Origin of the sequence: Actinomadura luzonensis (assembly GCF_022664455.2) — a bacterium.
Lineage (GTDB): Bacteria > Actinomycetota > Actinomycetes > Streptosporangiales > Streptosporangiaceae > Nonomuraea > Nonomuraea luzonensis.
Map to the genome: position 1 here is coordinate 343,174 of NZ_JAKRKC020000002.1, position 16,810 is coordinate 359,983.

Annotated in this window: 18 protein-coding genes; 8 read left to right on the top strand and 10 right to left on the bottom strand. The window is 74.1% G+C overall.

Annotation, left to right across the window (positions count from 1 at the left end; genetic code table 11):
* Positions 1–6: 6 nt before the first annotated feature.
* Entirely contained in the window at positions 7–1,440 is a 1,434-nt protein-coding gene (locus tag MF672_RS31805; protein ID WP_242378129.1) for an MFS transporter, read from the bottom strand.
* 76 nt (positions 1,441–1,516) lie between these two features.
* Here MF672_RS31805 and MF672_RS31810 point away from each other — a divergent pair, with 76 nt between their 5' ends.
* From MF672_RS31810 to MF672_RS31830, 5 genes are all read left to right on the top strand, one after another.
* On the top strand, positions 1,517–2,086 hold the full coding sequence (locus MF672_RS31810; protein WP_242378130.1) for a TetR/AcrR family transcriptional regulator: 570 nt from the start codon (positions 1,517–1,519) through the stop codon (positions 2,084–2,086).
* Between the two features lie 126 nt (positions 2,087–2,212).
* Positions 2,213–3,235 (top strand): helix-turn-helix transcriptional regulator, encoded by a 1,023-nt coding sequence (locus tag MF672_RS31815; protein ID WP_242378131.1) that lies wholly within the window; start codon positions 2,213–2,215, stop codon positions 3,233–3,235.
* Positions 3,236–3,377: 142 nt separating this feature from the next.
* Entirely contained in the window at positions 3,378–3,641 is a 264-nt protein-coding gene (locus MF672_RS31820; protein WP_242378132.1) for a hypothetical protein, read from the top strand.
* Positions 3,642–3,866: 225 nt separating this feature from the next.
* A complete protein-coding gene (locus MF672_RS31825) occupies positions 3,867–5,087 on the top strand; it encodes a sensor histidine kinase (RefSeq protein WP_242378133.1) in 1,221 nt (406 codons plus the stop codon).
* A gap of 22 nt (positions 5,088–5,109) precedes the next feature.
* Entirely contained in the window at positions 5,110–5,805 is a 696-nt protein-coding gene (locus MF672_RS31830; RefSeq protein ID WP_242378134.1) for a response regulator, read from the top strand.
* A gap of 28 nt (positions 5,806–5,833) precedes the next feature.
* On the opposite strand, the gene MF672_RS31835 is transcribed toward MF672_RS31830, so the two are convergent.
* The 5 genes from MF672_RS31835 to MF672_RS31855 form a co-directional block, all read right to left on the bottom strand.
* Positions 5,834–6,229 carry a VOC family protein gene (locus tag MF672_RS31835; RefSeq protein ID WP_242378135.1) on the bottom strand — a complete coding sequence of 132 codons (396 nt, stop codon included), beginning with the start codon at positions 6,227–6,229 and terminating at the stop codon, positions 5,834–5,836.
* Positions 6,230–6,297: 68 nt separating this feature from the next.
* A complete protein-coding gene (locus MF672_RS31840) occupies positions 6,298–7,086 on the bottom strand; it encodes a helix-turn-helix domain-containing protein (protein ID WP_242378136.1) in 789 nt (262 codons plus the stop codon).
* A 23-nt stretch (positions 7,087–7,109) separates the two neighbouring features.
* The gene (locus MF672_RS31845) at positions 7,110–7,730 is read right to left on the bottom strand and encodes a dihydrofolate reductase family protein (protein WP_242378138.1); all 621 of its coding nucleotides are present in this window, start codon (positions 7,728–7,730) and stop codon (positions 7,110–7,112) included.
* A complete protein-coding gene (locus MF672_RS31850; RefSeq protein WP_242378139.1) occupies positions 7,730–8,206 on the bottom strand; it encodes an SRPBCC family protein in 477 nt (158 codons plus the stop codon). The genes MF672_RS31845 and MF672_RS31850 overlap by 1 nt, the downstream gene beginning before the upstream one ends.
* A 3-nt stretch (positions 8,207–8,209) precedes the next feature.
* Complete coding sequence (locus MF672_RS31855; protein ID WP_242378140.1) at positions 8,210–8,557, bottom strand: ArsR/SmtB family transcription factor; 348 nt, start codon at positions 8,555–8,557, stop codon at positions 8,210–8,212.
* A gap of 91 nt (positions 8,558–8,648) precedes the next feature.
* Between MF672_RS31855 and pdxR the strand changes: the two genes are divergently transcribed.
* The gene (gene pdxR / locus MF672_RS31860; protein ID WP_242378146.1) at positions 8,649–10,085 is read left to right on the top strand and encodes a MocR-like pyridoxine biosynthesis transcription factor PdxR; all 1,437 of its coding nucleotides are present in this window, start codon (positions 8,649–8,651) and stop codon (positions 10,083–10,085) included.
* A 9-nt stretch (positions 10,086–10,094) separates the two neighbouring features.
* Here pdxR and MF672_RS31865 read toward each other — a convergent pair whose 3' ends face one another.
* The 3 genes from MF672_RS31865 to MF672_RS31875 form a co-directional block, all read right to left on the bottom strand.
* On the bottom strand, positions 10,095–11,450 hold the full coding sequence (locus MF672_RS31865; protein WP_242378148.1) for an FAD-binding oxidoreductase: 1,356 nt from the start codon (positions 11,448–11,450) through the stop codon (positions 10,095–10,097).
* A 76-nt stretch (positions 11,451–11,526) separates the two neighbouring features.
* The gene (locus MF672_RS31870; protein ID WP_242378150.1) at positions 11,527–11,979 is read right to left on the bottom strand and encodes a hypothetical protein; all 453 of its coding nucleotides are present in this window, start codon (positions 11,977–11,979) and stop codon (positions 11,527–11,529) included.
* A gap of 264 nt (positions 11,980–12,243) precedes the next feature.
* On the bottom strand, positions 12,244–13,416 hold the full coding sequence (locus tag MF672_RS31875) for a CaiB/BaiF CoA transferase family protein (protein ID WP_242378152.1): 1,173 nt from the start codon (positions 13,414–13,416) through the stop codon (positions 12,244–12,246).
* 182 nt (positions 13,417–13,598) lie between these two features.
* Between MF672_RS31875 and MF672_RS31880 the strand changes: the two genes are divergently transcribed.
* Positions 13,599–14,279, top strand: a complete 681-nt coding sequence (locus tag MF672_RS31880; RefSeq protein ID WP_242378155.1) for a FadR/GntR family transcriptional regulator — start codon at positions 13,599–13,601, stop codon at positions 14,277–14,279.
* A 37-nt stretch (positions 14,280–14,316) separates the two neighbouring features.
* On the opposite strand, the gene MF672_RS31885 is transcribed toward MF672_RS31880, so the two are convergent.
* Entirely contained in the window at positions 14,317–15,174 is an 858-nt protein-coding gene (locus tag MF672_RS31885; RefSeq protein WP_242378157.1) for an SAM-dependent methyltransferase, read from the bottom strand.
* Positions 15,175–15,435: 261 nt separating this feature from the next.
* Between MF672_RS31885 and MF672_RS31890 the strand changes: the two genes are divergently transcribed.
* A complete protein-coding gene (locus MF672_RS31890) occupies positions 15,436–16,758 on the top strand; it encodes an extracellular catalytic domain type 1 short-chain-length polyhydroxyalkanoate depolymerase (RefSeq protein ID WP_242378159.1) in 1,323 nt (440 codons plus the stop codon).
* Positions 16,759–16,810: the final 52 nt, after the last annotated feature.

Sequence of the window (16,810 nt, forward strand, 5' to 3'; positions counted from 1 at the left end):
GGCGGGTCAGGAGGCGGGCCGGCCGGGGGGAGCCGCGAGCGGCGGCTCGCCGACGGCCTGGCCTCCCGGCTGCCCGGCCCCGACGCCCCCGCGCTCCCGGGACGTGGTCAGCCACAGGCCGGTGAGCACGGCGCAGGCCAGCGTCACCGCACCCGCCACGAGGAAGGCGCCGCCCAGCCCGGACTCGAAGGAGCCGCCGCCGGACTCGCGCGCGTGGACGATCGCCCCGAGCACCGCCACGCCGAGCACCGCGCCGATCTGCCGCGTGGTGCTGCTGACGCCCGAGGCGAGGCCGCCCTCCCGCGGGCTGACCGCCTGGATGGCGGCCCCGGTCAGCGGCGACATGGTGAAGGCGAACCCGATGCCGGCGAGCGCCAGCCGCCACCACACGTTGCCGTAGCCGGTGTCGGCGTGGACGAGGCCCAGCGCCAGCAGCCCCAGCCCGGCCAGCGCCAGGCCGGCGCTGACGACGACGCGGAATTCGTACCTGGCCGCGAGCCGGCCCGCGTACGGGCTGAGGATCACCATGGCGAGCGAGACGGGCAGGGTCCGCAGCCCGGCGACCAGGATCGAGGTGCCCTGGACGTGCACGAAGAACTGGGAGAAGAAGAACGACGACCCCATCAGCGCGAACCCGACCACGACCATCGCCGTGTTGGACACCGTGAACAGCCGCTGCCGGAACAGCCGCAGCGGCAGCATCGGCGTCGGCGCCCGGCCCTCGACCACGACGAACGCGGCCAGCAGCACCAGCCCGGCGGCGAAGGCGCCGAGGATCACCGGCGAGGCCCAGCCCCGGGAGCCGCCCTCGATCAGGCCGTAGGTCACGGCGCCCACGCCGGCGACGGACAGGACCGTGCCGGGGACGTCGATGGGCGGCGCGCCCGGGTTGCGGGATTCCCCCAGCACGCGCAGCCCGGCCAGCAGCAGGAGCCCCCCGATGGGCACGTTGACCAGGAAGATGGCGGGCCAGCCGAAGCCCTCCGCCAGGATCCCGCCCGCCAGCGGCCCGGCGGCCAGCCCGAGCCCGCTGAACCCGGCCCACAGCCCGATCGCCCGGACGCGCTCCGCCGGGGCGGGATACGCGGCGGTGAGCAGCGCCAGCGAGGCGGGGCTCAGCGCCGCGGCCCCGACGCCCTGCAGCACCCGCCCGGCGATCAGCCAGCCGAGCGAGGGCGCGAGCGCGCACACCACCGACGCGGCCGTGAACACCACCACTCCGGCCAGGAACACCCGCCTGCGGCCGAACCGGTCGGCGAAGACGCCGCCGGACAGCAGCAGCATGGCCACCAGCAGCACGTAGGCGTCGACGATCCACTGCAGGCCGGTCAGCCCGGTGTGGAGCCGCTGCTGCATGTCGGGCAGGGCGGCGCCGACGATCGTGTTGTCGAGCAGCACCATGAACTGACCCACGCAGGTCAGGGTGAGCACCGCTTTCACGCGACTCCCTCCTAAAGCAGTCGATTACTGCGTTAAGGGAGTCTAACGCAGTAATCGACTGCGTTAAGATGGGGTCGTGGACGAGCAGGGGCGAGGCAAACGGCCGGGCGGGCGCAGCGCCCGGGTCCGCGCGGCGGTGCACCAGGCCGTCACCGACCTGGTCGGCGAGCGCGGCTATGGGAACTTCACGGTCGGCGAGGTCGCGGCCCGCGCGGGCGTGGCCGACACCAGCGTCTACCGCCGATGGGGCACCCTCGAAGCCCTGCTCGGCGATGTGCTGCTGACCCGGCTCAACGCGCAGGCGCCGATGCCCGACACCGGCAGCCTGGCCGGCGACCTGCGCGCCTACGCCGCCGTCGTGGCCCGCGAGGTCACCGGGCCCGACGGCCTCGCGCTGGTGCGCCTGACCGTCGCGCTGTCGGGCGCGGGCCGGCAGGGCCTCGACGCGCGCGACACGCTCCTGGCCGACCGCACCAGGCAGCTGCAGGCCATGCTCGACCGCGCCCGCGAGCGCGGCGAGCACCCGCCCGACGTGCTGGAGGTGCTGGACCACCTCCTGGCGCCGATCTACATGCGCGTCCTGTTCGGCGCGGTCCCGCTCACCCCCGCCTACCTCGACGGGCTGGTCGGCCGGCTGCTCGCCTGACCCGATGCGGCGACCGCCGACGAAAAGGGCGCCTTCCGGGTCCCGGCGCGGTATGACAGGCTGGAGGCAGACCGCTACAGGGGCGGCGCCGGTCGCCGGGCTGTGCCGCCCGTGGAGGTGTCAAGCGTGACCAGCGCACCCGCCCGCGCTGCTCGGCGGCCGTCCGCCGCCGGGCCGGCGGCCGCCCGGCCTGACGGCGTGCCGATGAGCACGGTGTTCGACACCACTGATCCCGAGCGCGCCATGGCGTTGCTGGCCGCCGCCTACGGCGCTCCCGTGAGGTTCAGCGGCGGCGGCGAAGGCTACCGGTTCCGGCACACCCGGCTCGCGCAGGGGCCGCTCTCCTTCGACACCATCGACCACACCGCGACCACCGAATACCGCGCCGAGCCCTTCCCCGCCCTCATCGTGGTGCGGGTGCACCGCGGCGTGCGCACCGACCTCGACCGCGACGAACACCTCGGCCCCGGCGGTCTCGCCGTCCACGCCCAGCCAGGCCGGCCCTTCCACGCGCGGCTGGCGTCCATCCGGCACACCGCCGTCCTCATGCCGCCCGAGGCCGTCGCCGAGGCGGCGCGCAACCGGCCCGACGACCCGCTGCCCCCGCTGCGGTTCACCTCCCTGCGTCCCATCGGCCCGGCCGCGGCCCGCGCGTGGCTGCTGGCAGCCGACTACGTCGCCGCCGGCCTGCGGCTCAACCCCGAGGCCATGGCTCAGCCGCTGCTGGCCGGGGCGGCCACCCGGCTGCTGGCCGCGCACCTGCTGGCGACCTTCCCCACCACCTGGCACAGCGAGCCCCACCACCTGGACCGCACCGACGCCACCCCCACCACCCTCGCCCGCGCGACGGCCTTCATCGACGCCAGCGCCGACCTCGACATCACCGCACTCGACATCGCCCGCGCCGCGCACGTCACCGTGCGCGCCGTGCAGCTCGCCTTCCGCCGCCACGCCCGCACCACGCCCATGGCCTATCTGCGCCGCGTGCGGCTCGAACGGGCCCACGAGCAGCTGCGCGCCGCGGCCCCCGGTGACGGCACCACCGTCACCGCGGTGGCGGCCCGCTGGGGTTTCTTCCACCCGGGCCGGTTCGCCGCCCTCTACCAGCAGACCTACGGGCAGCCGCCCAGCCGCACCCTGCGCGCCTGAGCCGATGAGTTTCGCTCACCGGATGACGGCGCCGGGCGATCTTCGTTCTGATGGCTGATCGGCACGGCGCTGCGAGGCGATGATGGCACGCCGGAGGCGGCCCGGAACCGCCGCCTCCGATCGTCCGTCCGAGGAGGCAGTGATGGGGGACGACCTCAGAGCGCAGGAGCCGGCGCCTGACCGCCCGGCCGCCGGCGACGCCGGCTACCCGTCCCGGCTGGCGCAGGTGCGCGCCACGGCCCGCGAGCTGGCGCGCCGCGCGGCCGACATCCGCGCCGACGGCCGGCGCAACGCCGCGATCGCCCAGGAGCTCTGCCACGCCATGGCCGAGCAGCGCGCCCGGCTACGGGCCGGCTTCTCGGCGATCGACGAGCAACGCCAGGCTCGCCGGCGTCCCGCCGGGTGACGGCCGGCCCGGCGGGCCCAGCGAGCGGAGCCGGGCGCGGCCGGCGGGGCCGTACCAGCGCGGGACAACGTCACGCGGCTCACCCCGGCGCCCGCCGCTCGGCCCGCGGCGGCAGCGCGGGGTAAACCTGTGCGGTAGGCCGGTCCGCGCATACCGCGCGAGTTGCAGCCGCGGCCAACCGTGCGAGTGATGAGGGACGCCCTCGCGCGGGGCTACCATGCGCGGATGCGCGCAAAGGTGCTGTCGTCGCTCAGGCGGCTCGCCCGGCTCCACCCCCTCATCGCCGACCTGCTCTTCGCCGTGGTCGTGACCGGCGTCGCCCTGGCGTTCGCCACCGCGTTCGACCACGCCGCGAGCGACCCCGGCTACGCGCACCGGCACCTGGACGCCCTCGGCCTGGCCCTGACGGTCGCGGGCAACCTGGTGCTGGCCGGATGGCGGCGCGCGCCGCTGGCCGTGCTGCTGATCACGTGCGCGGCGGAGGTGGTCTTCCACGCCGCCGGGTACGACGCCAGGCTCAACAGCTGGGGCCCGCTGCTCGCCCTCTACATGCTGGCCTGCCTGCGGCCTCCGGCCGTGTCGGTGCCGTGCGCGCTGCTCGTGGCGGCCTGCTGGTGGCACGCCGCCTTCCTGGCGCCGGGGGACTTCACCTGGCCGAACGTCATCCAGGTGAGCGTCATGACCGCCGGAGCCTGGACGATCGGCAACGGCACCCGCATCCTGCTGGCCCGCAACCAGCGGCTCGCCGAGCTGACCGAGCGGCTGCGCCGCAGCCAGGAGGACCGGGCGCGGCGCGCCGTCACCGAGGAGCGCGTGCGCATCGCCCGCGAGCTGCACGACGTCGTCGCCCACCACATGTCGGTCATCGTCATCCAGGCCGGGCTGGCCCGCTACGTCTTCAGCTCCGACCCCGCCACCGCCCGGGGCGCCCTGGCCACGATCGCCGACACCGGCTCGGAGGCCATGGGGGAGATGCGGCGGCTGCTGGCGGTGCTGCGCATCGACACCAACGGCCACGGCGACGACGACAGCTACGACCCGGCGCCCACCCTGGAACGGCTCGGGCAGCTCGTGGAACGCGTGCGGTCGGCGGGCGTGCCGGTCGAGGTGACGGTCACCGGCTCGGTCCGGCCGCTGCCGCCCGGCATCGACCTGTGCGCGTACCGGATCCTCCAGGAATGCCTCACCAACGTGCTCAAGCACGCCGCGCCCGCCACCGCCAAGGTGCACCTGCACTACGGCGCCGACCTGGAGCTGCGCGTCACCGACGACGGACCTGGCCCGGGCGCGCCCAAGGAGAACGGCGGGCACGGGTTGCCCGGCATGCGCGAACGCGTCAAGCTGTACAAGGGAGTGATCACGGCCGGCCCGGGGCCGTCGGGCGGGTTCGAGGTCGTGGTCTCCCTGCCCCTCACGTCCCCGGGCACGGCCGAGCAGCGCCCATGAGCCGAGGGAGCGAGCCGAACGCGTGACCAGCATTCTTGTGGTGGACGACCAGGTCCTCATCCGCGCGGGCCTGGCGGCGCTGATCCGCGCCGTCCCCGGCCTCGACGTCGTGGGGGAGGCCGCGACCGGCGAGGACGCCGTCGCCCTGGCCGCCCGCACCCGGCCGGACGTCGTCCTCATGGACATCAGGATGCCCGGCATGAACGGCGTCACCGCCACCGAGCGCATCCTGGCCGCCGGCGGCGAGCACGCCCCGCGCGTGCTCATCCTGACCACGTTCGACCTCGACGAGTACGTCTACGACGCGCTGCGCGCCGGCGCCTCGGGCTTCCTGCTCAAGGACACGCCGCCGGAGCGGCTCATCGCCGCGGTGCACACGGTCGCGTCCGGTGACATGCTGTTCGCGCCCAGCGTCACGCGGCGGCTGATCGAGGCGTACATCCGGCCGGCCGGCCCCCGTGACGTGCCCGCGCTGGACGGCCTCACCGCGCGCGAGAGCGAGGTCCTCACGCTGGTGGGGCAGGCGCTGTCCAACGCGGAGATCGCCGAGCGGCTGTCGGTGAGCGAGGCCACCGTCAAGACGCACCTCAACCGGGCGATGACCAAGCTCGGCCTGAGCAGCCGGGCGCAGGCGGTGGCGCTGGCGTACGAGACGGGGCTCGTCACGCCGGGGGAGCGGCCTCCCGGCTGTCCGCCGGAGGTCGCGGCCCGTCCGTGAGCGGCGGGTCCGGGTGGCCGCGGCCGGCTCAGCGCGGTTCGCCGGTGATGATCCACAGGTGGCCGAAGGGGTCGCGGACGCGGCCGGAGCGCTTGCCGTAGGGCCGGTCCTCGATCGGCACGACCACCTCGGCGCCGTGGGCGACCATGCGTTCGCCGGCCGCGTCCGGATCGTCCACCTCGATCTCCAGGAGGACCGCCGGCCCGCCGAGATCATCGGGCGACCGCCACCCCCACGACGGGACGGCGGGCGACACCCGGAAGGACGCCCCGCCGGCGCGCAGGCCGATGACGCTGGGACGGCCGTCATCGCCCCGGGGCGCGCTGAACACCTGCTCGGCGCCGAGGGCGGCCTGGTAGAACGCCGACGCGCGGTCCGGGTCGGGCACGATGAGACGGGGAGAGAGTCGCGGTTCAGACGTCATGCGCCCATCATCGGGGCGGGCGGGGACGGGGTCTTGAAGATTTGGGAACGCCCCTGGTAGGTCCGCCGTCAGCGGGTCTCGGCGCGCAGCCACTCGGTCGGCGTGCACCCGGCCATGACCCGCCATTCCCGGGTGAAGTGCGCCTGGTCGGCGAATCCCGACGCCGCTGCCACCGCCGCCAGGTCGGCCGCCCCTGCACGGCCGGCGGCCGCCAGCGCGCCGCGCGCGGCCTCGAAGCGCAGGAGCCGCTGGTACTCCTTCGGCGTCACCCCCAGCTCCGCCCGGACGACACCGCTGAGGTGACGCCGGGAGCACCCGAGCAGCCGGGCCGCCTCCTGCACCCGAGCGGCCTCGGACAGTGCCGCCAGCGCGGCCCGCAGGTCCCGGCCGCCGCCGTTGTCCTGGTGCCGGGCCCGTCCGGCGATCAGGGCGTCCTCGACGAGCGCCCTCCGTTGCGGCCAGGACCGGCAGGCCGCCAGCCGCTCCGGCAGGTGCGCCAGCGCCGGCGCCACCTCGGCGAGATCGGCGACGTGCCCGCTCAGCGCCGAGGCCGGGATCCCCAGCAGCGCGCCGGCGCCCGGCGGGCTGAGGGTCAGCCACACGCCGCGCGTGCCGCCCCGCTGCCGCAGCTCGGCCGCGTCCAGGTGCAGCCCGGCGACGACGGCCCGGAAGCGTTCCCGCGAGCCGGGCCGCCCGGGCCAGGCGACCTCCAGCGAGTCCGTCTCCGGGATCGTGATCGACAGCGTGGACGAGGGCAGCCCGCGATGCACGCCGGCCGGGCCCAGGTCGTAGGCGCTCAGTGCCGTCACGAACGGCGCCAGGGCCGCGGGCCGGTGTTGAGCGGGCACGATGGTCACCCCTTCACCCTAGAGCGGCCCGGCTACCGCTCCCGGACCGTGTAGGTCAGGTGGGTCACCCGCTCCGTCGGCTCCGCGCCGGTCCGCTCCAGGGCCACGCGGTCCGCGTCCACGCCCTCGAACAGGCGGATCCCGGCGCCGAACAGCACGGGGGACAGCGCGATCGAGAACTCGTCGACCAGGCCGGCGTTCAGGTACTGCAGGATCGTCGCGGCGCCGCCCGCGATGCGGACGTCGCGGTCGCCGGCGGCCGCCCGGGCCTGGTCGAGCGCGGTCCCGACGCCGTCGCCGACGAAGTGGAAGACGGTCCCGCCCGGCCGTTCCCAGGGCTCGCGCCTCTCGTGCGTCACGACGAACACCGGCGTGTGGAACGGCGCCTCCTCCGGCCACATCCGCTCACCGGCGTCGAACATGCGCTTGCCCATCACGCTCGCGCCGGTGCGCTCGAACGTCTCCCGCACGATGTCGTTGTCGCGCCCCTCCTCGCCGCCCCCGCCGAGCTTCAGGTTCTCCCGGAAGAACCGCTGCGGGAAGATCCACCGCTGCAGCTCCATCCACTGCCGCCCCATCAGCTCCCCGGCGGACCCGGGGGCGATGTAACCGTCCAGCGACATCGACACGCTGAAGAACACCTTCCCCGCCATCAGCCCCCGGCCCCCTCGCGGACGAGCTCGGTGACGTAGGCGGCCAGGCTGCCCAGGGTCTGCCGGCCGGCCTCGACCGCGTGGTACTTCTCGACCGCCTCGTCGCGCAGCTCCTTGGTGGGGAACACCGTGCGCATCTCGATCCGGGTGGCCGCCCCGTCGGGCGCGAACGCGAGGACCGTCTCGAAGGCGTCCGGGTCGCCGCGGTGCTCGCCGTGCAGCAGCGTGATCGATTCCGGCGGCACGATCCCGGTCCAGGTGATCCACTCCTGGTAGTCCGTGCCGTCCGGCCCGTGCATCACGAAGTCCCACTCGCCGCCGACGCGGAACTCGAAGGACCGCGTGGTGGTGGTGAACCCCTCCGGCCCCCACCACCGCGACAGGTGGCGCACCTCGGTGAACGCCTCGAACACCAGCTCGCGCGGGGCGTCGATGACTCGGGAGATCACCACCTCCCGGCCGGCCGTCTCGCTCATGCGTCACTCACTTCCTTCCTGACGTTCCTGTTTGAGGCCCTGCACGTACGCGTCCAGCCGGTCGAAGCTCTCGTTCCAGAACCGCTCGAACCCGCCCGTCCACTCATGGACCGGTCGCAGCCCGCGGGCGTCGAGGCCGTACAGGCGCTGTTTGCCCGCCTTGCGGTCCCGCACCAGCCCGACCTCCCTGAGCACCCGCAGGTGCTTGGACGCCCGCGGCTGGGTCATCCCCAGCTCCCGGGCCAGCTCGGTCACCGGCCGCTCGCCCGCCCGCAGCAGGGCCAGGATCTCCCGGCGCTGCGGCTCGGCGATCGCGTTGAAGACGTCCGACGTCGTCGCTGCTCGTGCCATGGCCGCCATCATATGCCCATATGGGCATGCGTCAAGCGCGGTCGCCCCGCGGCTTGGCAGGGACCGGCGCTCGCCCGTAAGGTCCAGTCCTGTGGGGCGATCCAGGACCGGGTCCGGGCCGGCCGAGGACCTGCTCATCGAGCTCGACCGCGACGCCGGGGTGCCGCTGCACCGGCAGATCGAGGCGTCCATCCGGGCTAGCATCCGGGCCGGCCGGCTGCGGGCGGGCGCGTCGCTGCCGCCCACCCGCACCCTCGCGGCCGGGCTCGGCGTCTCGCGCGGGGTGATCGTGGAGGCCTACCAGCAGCTCGTGGCCGAGGGCTATCTCGCCAGCCGGTCCGGCGGCTACACCCAGGTCGCCGCGTCGGCGCCGCCGTCCGCCGGCCCGGGCCCCGCGCCCGCGACGGCGCGGCCCGCCCCCCGCGGCCCCGGCCCGAAGGTCGACTTCGGGTACGGCCGCACCGACGTGTCGCAGTTCCCCCGGGCCGCCTGGCTGCGCTCGGTGCGCGCCGTGCTCACCACCACGCCCAACGACCGGTTCGCCTACCTCGACGGGCGCGGCGTGCCGGAGCTGCACCAGGCCCTGTGCGACTACCTCAACCGGGTGCGCGGCACGCTCGCCGTCCCCGGCGACGTGGTCGTCTGCAACGGCTACGGGCAGGGCATCTCGCTGCTGATCCAGGTGCTCGCGCGGCGCGGCGCCAGGCGGATCGCGCTGGAGGACCCCTCCTCCGTGGACGACGCCCGGGTGCTCGCCGCGGCCGCGGGGCTGGACGTGGTCGCCGTCCCGGTGGGGCCGGACGGCGTCCGGGTCGACGCGCTCGGCCTGGCCGACGCCGACGCGCTGGTCCTCACGCCGTCCCACCAGTGGCCGACCGGCGGCGTGCTGTCGGCGGCGGCGCGGGCCGAGGTGATCCGCTGGGCGAGGCGCCGCGGCGCGATCGTGATCGAGGACGACTACGACGCCGAGTACCGCTACGACCGGTCCCCGGTGGGCGCCATGCAGGGCCTCGCGCCCGACCACGTCGTCTACTGCGGCACGGCCAGCAAGACGCTCGCGCCGGGGCTGCGGCTCGGCTGGATGGTGGTGCCTCCGCACCTGGTCGCCGACGTCACCGCGGCGAAGCTGCTCGCCGACCGGGGCTCGCCGGTCATCGACCAGCTCGCCTTCGCCGACTTCCTCGGCCGCGGCGAGTTCGACCGCCACCTGCGCCGCATGCGCCCGGTGTACCGGCGCCGCCGCGACGCGCTGCTGGACGCGCTGCGCACCCACCTGCCGGAGCTGCGACCGGCCGGGATCGCCGCCGGGCAGCACGTGGTCGCCTGGCTCCCGCCCGGCCTCGACGAGGCGGCGGTGGTGGCGGCGGCCGCCCGGCGCGGGCTCGCCATCCAGGGCGTCGGGCCGTACCGGATCGCCGGCGCCGGCCCCGGCGGTCTGATCTTCGGCTACGCCGTCCTCAGCGAGAGCGCCATCGCCGAAGGGGTCGCGCTGCTGGCGGCGGCCGTCCGGGAGGTACGGGGGTCCTGACGCGGCCCGTCACCGGGCCGGGCGGATGTTCTGGTTCAGGTGGAACACGTTCGCCGGGTCGTAGGCGGTCTTCAGCGCGGTCAGCCGGGCCAGCTTCGCGTCCGGGTACGCCCGCCGCACGCCGCGCTGCCCGTCGGCCAGCTCGTCGGCCGTCAGCGAGTTGACGTAGATCCCGCCGGCGTACGGTTCGAGCGCGGCGCCGGCGGCGCGGGCGGCGTCCATCCTGGCGTCGTCCTCGGCCGGGTCGCTCCAGCGGGAGCCGGCGCCGAACTCGAACATCGTGCCGCGATGGCTGAAGGCCGCGTCCGCGTCCGGGACGTCGGCGATCGCGCCGCCGTGCGCCTGCAGGCCGACGCCCGGCAGGTCCTGGCTCGCGCTCAGGTCGGAGCCGCCGCGCAGCAGGAACGCCTCGATCGCCGCGGTGGGCAGGCCCGGCAGGTAGTGCCCCTTGGCGTAGCGGCGGTAGGCGTGACCGCCGGTGGAGTCCTCGCGCCGCTGCAGTTCGAGGTAGGACGGCGTGGTGACGCGGGAGGCCACGGGACGCCCGAGCGCCCGCATCGCGGGCAGCAGCCGGCGGCCCTCGGCCGGGTCGCCCACCCACACGAAGCCCAGCGTGGCGATCGGGCCGGCGGGGCCGCTGCTGACACTGGCGGTGAACGTCGCCTGCCGGGGCGCGACGGCGTTCAGGTCGCGCCAGCCCTCCATCACCGGGACGGCGTCCTCGGCGCGGTGGTCGAACTCGGCGACCAGCGTCCGCGTGCCGGTGCGGTGCAACCGGAACTCGAACTCGGTCACGATGCCGAAGTTGCCGCCGCCGCCGCGCAGCCCCCAGAACAGGTCGGGGTTCTCGTCGCGACTGGCGGTCACCACGTCCCCGTCGGCGGTGACCACCGTGTAGGAGACGACGTTGTCGCAGGCCAGGCCGTACTGGCGGGCCAGCCAGCCCATGCCGCCGCCGAGCGTGAGCCCGCCGACGCCGGTGTGGGAGACGTTGCCGGCGGTGGTGGCCAGCCCGTACGCCTGGGACGCCCGGTCCAGCGCGCCGAGCAGCGCGCCGCCCTGCACCCTGGCCCGGCGGCGGCCCGGGTCGACCCGGACGCCGCCCATGGGCGTCAGGTCGATCATCAGGCCGCCGTCGGGCACCGCGAAGCCGGCGGCGTTGTGGCCGCCGCAGCGCACGCCGATCTCCAGGCCCAGTTCCCGGCCGGTCCGGACGGCGGCGACCACGTCGGCGACGCCCGCCGCGCGGACGATCATGCGCGGGCGCCGGTCGATCATGGCGTTCCAGACGGTGCGGGCGGTGTCGTAGCCGGCGTCGCCAGGCGTGAGCACCTGGCCGCTGAAGCGGGTCGCTGTCGTTGTCATGCCCCCAGGCTGACAGGAATCGGTACCCTCGATAAGGGCCGATCCTGCGGTCTGACAGAGGACCAATTCCGGCCGGTCAGCCGTAGTTCTGCACCCACACCCGCACCGTGTGGGACTTGGGGCCGAGCTTGACGGTGGCCCGCCACTTCTCGCCGGCCTTCGCGTTGGAGACCCGGGTGTACATCTTCCCGCCCAGGCAGTAGCCCCGGTCGCGCTTCATCTTCATCCACCCGCCTCCTTTGCCGAACGTGGAGGACCCCCACTTGTACAGGGTGGCCGTGGCGGCGGTGCCGTCCCCGCCGTTCCAGCACTGGGTGACGATCTGCAGGACCTTGGCCCGGTTCCTGATCGCCCCGGTGTCGATGCCCCTGGTGTTCCCGCCGCCGTCCCAGATGGTGAACCAGCGGGCCTGGCTCGCCTGCTGGGCGGCCGCGGCGGCCGTCGCCGTCGTGGCCGCCTGCGCGGCGGGGGCGAGAAGCGTGCCGGCCGCGAGGGCGCCGGCGGTCAGGATCAGTGGCAGACGTCGCATCGTGCTTCCTTTCACTGGTCGTCGTGGACACGGGAAAGGTAGGCCGGCGCACGTTGAGCTCCCGTTGAATCCGGGTTGAGGCCCAGCGGCCGCCGCCGCGCGCTCAGCTCCGCGTGGGACGCCACTGGAACATGAGGATGGCGGCGTCGTCCGTCAGGTCGCCCTGCCGGTAGGCGAGTTCTTCGCGTCGGGCACGCCGTCGGTGTACAAAAGGCCGGCCAAGGGCAAGGACACCGCCACCACCCTGGGCCCCCAGGCACGGCCTCAGGGGAGCGGGGCCTCGCCGGAGAGCCAGGCGCGGACGGCGGCGGAGTCGGCGCCGAGGACCGGCGGCGGCAGGTGGCCGGTGTAGGTCTGCTCGGCCCCGTCGGGGTCGAAGAACCGCAGCGGCGGCCCGGGCAGGGTGATCGGCCCCAGCGCGGGGTGCTGGACGTCGAGCAGGAGCCCCTGGCTGCGGGTCTGCTCCCATTCGTAGACCTCGCGCACGTCGCGCACCTTCCCGGCGGGCACGCCCGCCTCGGCGAGCAGGCCGAGCAGCGTCTCGGTGTCGTGCGCCGCGAAGCGCTCCTCGACCAGCTCGATGACGGCGTCGCGGTGCGCGACCCGCTCGGGGTTGGTGGCCATGCCGGGCCGGTCCGCATCCAGGCCGAAGGCCGCGCAGAAGCGCCGCCACAGGCCCTCGCTGCCGACGGCGATCTGCACGGCGCCGTCGCGGGTGCGGAACAGCCCGTACGGGCAGATGGACGGATGGTGGTTGCCCTGGGCGTGCCCGACCTCGCCGGCCACGGTCCACTTGGTGCCCTGGAAGGCGTGCACCCCGACGACGGCCGCCAGCAGCGAGGTGCGCACGACCTGGCCCTTGCCGGTGTGCTGCCGTTCGAGGAGGGCGGCGAGCACGCCGTAGGCGCCGTACATGCCGGCCAGCAGGTCCGCGATCGGCACCCCGACGCGCTGGGGGTCGTCCGGCGCGGAGCCGGTCAGCGACATGAGGCCGGCCTCGCCCTGGGCGATCTGGTCGTAGCCGGGACGGCCGCCCTCGGGCCCGTCGTGGCCGAACCCGCTGATGCTGAGCACCACCAGGCGCGGGTTCAGCTCGGCCAGCCGCTCCGGGCCGAAGCCGAGGCGTTCGAGGACGCCGGTGCGGAAGTTCTCCACGAGCACGTCGGACCTGCGGACCAGCGCTTCGAGGGTCCGCCTGCCGTCGTCGGACTTCAGGTCGAGCTCGATGGAGCGTTTGTTGCGGTTGGCGGACAGGAAGTAGGTGGACTCGCCGTCGCGGAAGGGCGGCCCCCAGCCCCGGGTGTCGTCGCCGGTGCCGGGGGTCTCCACCTTGACGACGGTGGCGCCGAGGTCGCCGAGCATCATGGTGGCGTGCGGCCCGGCCAGGGCCCGCGTGAGGTCCGTGACGACGACCCCGGCGAGTGGCCCGCCGCTCACGCCCGCTCCGCCGGCCCGCCGGCCGGGCGCCGCCCGCCGGCCTCGACGAGTACACAGTTCATCGCGATCTCCTTGGTGCCGGCCGCCGGTCCTTAATCACCCGTACGTTTAGCATGTTATGCCCGCGCGGGCGGCCACCGCCAGGCTGCCGGATCGGCCCGGAATCTGCTAGAACTGTCCGGGTGGTCAACGCGGTACCCCTGACGCGCGCGGAGGCACTGGCCGCGGACATCGAGGCGATGATCGTCGAACGCGGCCTCGGTCCCGGCGCCCTGATCGGCACGATGGACGAGTTCCGCGACCGGTCCGGCTACGGCCGCGCGACCATCAGCGAGGCCGCCCGGCTGCTCCACGACCGCGGCAGCGTCGAGATCCGGCCCGGTCGCGGCGGCGGCCTGTTCGTGGCGCAGCCCGACCCGATCGTGCGGCTCCGGCACACCCTGCTCACCGTACGGAGGATGCCCGCGACCGTGGCCGACGCGATCGCCGTGCGCGAGGCCCTGGAGCCCGTGATCGCGGCGGACGCGGCCCGGCACCGCAGCCGGCAGGACATCTCCGACCTGCGCAAGCACCTCACCCGCCTCAAGCGCGCGACGACCGGCACCGACCGCTTCATGCGGGCCAACTGGGCCCTGCACGAGCGCATCGCCGAGATCGGCCCCAACCACCTGGCCAGAGCCGTCTACCTGAGCATGACGCGCTTCGTCACCGACCTGTCGGAGCACGCGGGCCCCGACCACGGCCGCGACGCCGGCTATCTCCGCCTGCGCCTCGACGTGCACGCCGAGCTGGTGGAGGCGATCATCGCGGGCGACGTCGCGCGGACGCTGACGGCGGTCGAGCGGCATCACGCGTCCTCGTGACGCCCCTCCGCGCGACCGGCGCCGCCGCCGCCCGCTCTCAGGGCTTGATCGCCAGGCCGCCGTACGCCCAGGCGTGGCCGCCGGGGATCTGCTCCTGGTACTCGGCGGGATCCGGCCGCCACGTCACCACCTCGACCAGGCCTGGGTCCACCAGGTCCCAGCCGGCGAAGAAGCGCAGCGTCTCGTCGTGGGTGCGCGGCACCATGGGTGCGGAGCTGTTGTCGTAGGGCTTGGTGAACTCCTCGCGGCTCACCTGGTCGGCGAAGTCGAGCGTGATGTGCGACAGCAGCAGGTGGCTGCCGGCCGGCACGGCGGCCTTGAGCTGCTCGACCAGCTCGTACGGCTGCTCCTCGTCGGTGATGAAGTGCAGGACGCCGGCCAGGATGACGGCCACGGGACGGGTGAAGTCGATCACGCGCCGCACCGTGGGGTCGGTGAGGATCTTCTCCGGCTGCCGCAGGTCCGCCTCGATCATGTCGGTCATGCCCGCCGGGTCGCCGGTCAGCAGGGCACGGCCGTGCACCAGGACGATCGGGTCGTTGTCCACGTAGGCCACGCGGGCCTTCGGGACGATCTCCTGGGCGATCGTGTGGGTGTTGTCCTGGGTGGGGATGCCGGTGCCGATGTCGAGGAACTGGGTGATGCCGGCCTCGGCCGCCAGGTACCGCACCGCCCGGCCCAGGAAGGCGCGGTGGGCGCGGACGCCCTCGCGCGTGCCGGGCGAAACCTTGATCAGCGCCTCGGCGGCCTGGCGGTCGGAGGCGAAGTGGTCCTTGCCGCCCAGGAGGTAGTCGTAGATCCGGGCCGGGTGGGGGATGTGCGGGTTGATCCTCGTGATCGGCGCCTCGGGGTGGGCGAGGGCCGGCGGATCCGTCCCGCTGTCGCTGTCAGTCATTCTCGCTCCCAAAGATCACGTAGGGCACCGAGTGTAGGCAGTGCCCCGATAGTTGCCAAGAAAGGAGTGAAAACTTTCGGACGACGTTGCGGGCAGCGCTGAGCGCGCGTGAAAGTTTCACGGACGTCTCGCCGCAGGCCGACCGCGACCTGCCCAGATGCGTTCCGCAACTTACGGCGCTCTTGACAGTATGTTTCGCCTCAGATGTGCTCCGTCTCACCGACAACCGCCGACCGATGTTAACGCTAACAAGGACATCCCGTGATTCGAGCCTTACGTGACGCACTCGTCGCCCTCCTGCTGGGCGCCGGCCTGCTGACGGCGGCCCAGCCTGCCGGCGCCGCGTCGCTCACCCGGGTCACCGGCTTCGGCAACAACCCGACGAACCTGAACATGTACCTGTACGTCCCGGACCGGGTGGCGGCGAAGCCGGCCCTGCTGGTGATGGTGCACTACTGCACCGGCTCGGCCGCCGGCGTGTTCAACGGCGTCGGCCACGACTACGTCACCGCCGCCGACCAGTACGGGTACCTCATCGTGGTCCCGGAGGCCACCCGCAGCGGTCAGTGCTTCGACGTGTCCACCCCGGCCGCGCTGACACGCAACGGCGGCGGGGACTCCACCGGCATCATGTCGATGGTCGCCTACGTCCGGCAGCGCTACGACGTCGATCCCGCCCGCATCGTGGTCAGCGGCTTCTCCTCGGGCGCGATGATGACCAACGTGCTGGCCGCGCAGTACCCCGACGTGTTCTCGGCCGCCGCCGCGTTCTCCGGCGTCCCCGCCGGGTGCTTCGCCACCACCAACGGGTCGCTCTGGAACAGCCAGTGCTCCGGCGGCCAGCTCATCAAGACCGCCCAGCAGTGGGGCGACCAGGCTCGGGCGATGTACCCCGGCTACACCGGCCGCTACCCGCGGATGCAGCTCTGGCACGGCACCACCGACACCACGCTGGCCTACGCCAACTTCGGCGAGGAGATCAAGCAGTGGACCAACCTGAACGGGGTGAGCCAATCCCCGGCGTTCACCGACAGCCCCCGTTCGGGCGTCACCAGGACCCGCTACGGCGGCACCGGCGACCGTCCCCCCGTCGAGGGGTTCAGCTTCGCCGGCTACGGCCACTCCCTCCCGCTGACGGGCATGTTCCCCTACGCCCTGACCTTCCTCGGGCTCGACACCACCTCGCCGAACCCGACGCCCGCCGGCCTGATCAAGAACGAGGCGTCGGGCAGGTGTCTCGACGTCGCCGGCGCCTCCCAGGCCAACGGCGCCCAGGCGCAGATCTATGACTGCCACGGCCAGGCCAACCAGCAGTGGACCGCCACCGCCTCCGGCGAGCTGCGCGTCTACGGCGGCAAGTGCCTGGACGTCAGCGGACGCGCCACCGCCGACGGCAGCAGCGTGATCATCTGGGACTGCAGCGGCCAGAGCAACCAGCAGTGGCGCTTCAACGGCGACGGCACCATCACCGCGGTGGGCGCGAACAAGTGCCTGGACGTCCCCAGCGGCAACACGGCGAACGGCGCCAGGCTGCAGATCTGGACCTGCCACGGCGGCGCCAACCAGCGCTGGACCCGCACCTGACCCTCCGCGGCACCAGGCGGGCGGGCCGCGGCACGCGGCCCGCCCGAAGTGG